This is a genomic window from Flavobacterium sp. 21.1, assembly GCF_057801535.1.
Window position 1 is genome coordinate 1 of the sequence record NZ_JBYNXA010000014.1, and the last position, 2,463, is coordinate 2,463.

The 2,463-nt window shown below is 30.4% G+C and carries 3 protein-coding genes; all 3 read left to right on the forward strand.

Features of this window, described 5'->3' with window-relative positions; translation table 11 throughout:
- The first annotated feature begins 157 nt into the window (after positions 1 to 157).
- The 3 genes from AC3E9U_RS16085 to AC3E9U_RS16095 all read left to right on the forward strand — a co-directional run bounded on the left by AC3E9U_RS16085 (position 158) and on the right by AC3E9U_RS16095 (position 2,189).
- A complete protein-coding gene (locus AC3E9U_RS16085) occupies positions 158 to 922 on the forward strand; it encodes a hypothetical protein (protein ID WP_488747951.1) in 765 nt (254 codons plus the stop codon).
- Between the two features lie 175 nt (positions 923 to 1,097).
- Positions 1,098 to 1,472 carry a hypothetical protein gene (locus AC3E9U_RS16090; RefSeq protein WP_488747952.1) on the forward strand — a complete coding sequence of 125 codons (375 nt, stop codon included), beginning with the start codon at positions 1,098 to 1,100 and terminating at the stop codon, positions 1,470 to 1,472.
- A gap of 210 nt (positions 1,473 to 1,682) precedes the next feature.
- Positions 1,683 to 2,189, forward strand: a complete 507-nt coding sequence (locus AC3E9U_RS16095) for a hypothetical protein (protein ID WP_488747953.1) — start codon at positions 1,683 to 1,685, stop codon at positions 2,187 to 2,189.
- Positions 2,190 to 2,463 lie beyond the last annotated feature (274 nt).

Consider the following 2,463-nt stretch of genomic DNA (forward strand, 5'->3'; position numbering starts at 1 on the left):
GTTTTGTGCAAGCGGGGTTTTGCTGATAATGGAACGATCTTTTTGTATATTTGGCGTCAGTCTTGAACGGAATGGTTTGGGGATAAAAATCCCCGCCTGACACAAAGCCGGCGGGACGTTAGCCGTCAGTTTGTCTCCAACTAGTAATCAAATATTTATGAAAAAAAACTTATCACTATTTTATTTTTTAGTTTTGGTTGTTACAATTAGTTGTAATCAAAATAATGAAACAAATGTAAGTAGATCAGTCAAAAATATTGTTGAAAAATTTCCACAGCTAAATAATACCAAAAACAAACTTAATAATGATTATCAATTAATTAAAAGTGTTAAAAATGGTGTTCATGATTTTGAAATCCAATTACACTCTGAACCAGATAATCTTGAAAATCCTCAACAAATATTAGTTTTTATTAATTCAGAAAAAGAATGCTTTTCAATTCCGTTTCCTAATAACAGGAATAAAGAATATTGGGAATTTCCTTTTGACAAAGAAATTCCAGGCGTAAAAAAAATCAATACAACATTTGAATCTCAATTGAATAACGCTTTAACTGAATTCCAAAAGAGCATTCCAAAAGAAAAGAAAAAAATTGTCGATATACGTTATTTGGTATTGGAAGAATTATTTAGTTCTGTTCTGAACTGTGAGATAGTTGAAGAAAAAGATAGTGTTTTGTTATGTAAAACTATTTTTATGACATCAAAAATGCCAAATGAAAATAATGATTCCGTTTCTGTAAGGCTTCGCAAAAACTATGAATCAATGAAAAAAGAATGGCATCCTGCGAAATATCAAAAAAATTATAATTGTTACTTTGATATAAAAAACCGTAGAATATACCAAATTAATTATACAAGTAATAAAATTAAAATTAAGACTTATAGACAAGATTTAGGCTTTACTTTACTAAAATTATAATAAAACCGAACGGCTAACAGCGGTTTTGTGCAAGCGAGGCTTCGGTGTATAATGGGACGATCTTTTTGTATATTTGGCGTCAGTCTTGAGCGGAATGGTTTGGGGACAAAAGTCCTCGCCTGACACAAAGCCGGCGGGACGTTAGCCGTCACTTTCGAAAAACAGAATCTAAAAAATGGAAATGAAATATATTAAGTTTAAACTTCCAGAAAATATCTCAGAACCCAAAAAAGAAGGAATTTTAGAAAGATATTTTTTTAATTTAATTGGCTATGTTTTATCCAAAATAATTCCAAAAGCAAATCCTGATTTTGAAAAATTTATAGATGATGTTGAATATTGGATTCTGGAATGTGAAACTGAAAGCGGAATTCCTAACAGAGAAATAGGAATCGATAAAAATGAAAAGGTAATTCTCAAAATGCCTTTTAAAAATGATTATGGTTATTGGATAGACAACAATTTTCTATTGAATGATTTTATAAACAAATTCAATGCTGTAGAAATTGAAAAAAAAGATTTTGAAGCAAACTGGGAAAAAATAAACTAAAAGAAGAGAAAAGCGAACGGCTAACAGCGGTTTTAAGAAATTGGGGTTTGGGTGTTTAATTGAAAGGTCTTTTTGTATATTTGGCTTCAGTCCTTATGGAATGGTTTGGGAACAAAAATCCCCAACTTCTTAAAGCCGGCGGGACGTTGTGCGTGATTTAAACACAGAACGGAAGAATTCAATAACTTAATGCAACAAACAATAATATTTATGACCAAATTGTTTATTTTTAGTTTACTAATAATCGTCTTTTCTTGTAAAGAAAATGAGGATAAAAACAATATAAAACCTAAACCAAAATCTGCTCACTCAGTTTCAAATGAACTAATGTTCAATATTGAAGGATTGTATAAAATTGAAAATGATTCAGCAGACGTAGAAAAATGCAAACTTGATATTTTAATAACCAAAAAGAATAAACAATACGAATATGAGTTTAAGTCTAAAGAAAGAAAATTGAACGGAAAAATTTCTTTAAAACTTAATGAGAATAAAGATGGATATTACATTACTTTCGAAGGAATTGAATGGAGCGAATATGAAGGTAATATTGACGAAGATAGTGAAACTGAAAATAATTCACTTGAATTGCCTATTGGAATTCAAGGCTCACTTTATGAAAATGAAATTAGTATCCAAAATTATGGAAACTCAATGAATTATTATATTCAACTTTATGACTGCGGGAAAAAATACATTCATTTGATAAAAAAATAAACCACGCACAACAGCGGTTTTAAGAAATTGGGGTTTTAAGGCTTAATGGAACGAGCTTTTTGTATATTTGGCTTTAGTTCTAATGGAATGAATCGGGTACAAATTTCCCCAACTTCATGAAGCCGGCGGGACGTTGTGTGCAAGTTTGAAACCTGCGTCGTCCTAAAATAGGTTGACTAAAAATTAAACACTTTTAGTATCCTATGGAAACAACAAAAAAACATCCCTGTCGAAAAAATGAGTATCAGAAAATCAGTTTTGATCTCAAACTTTC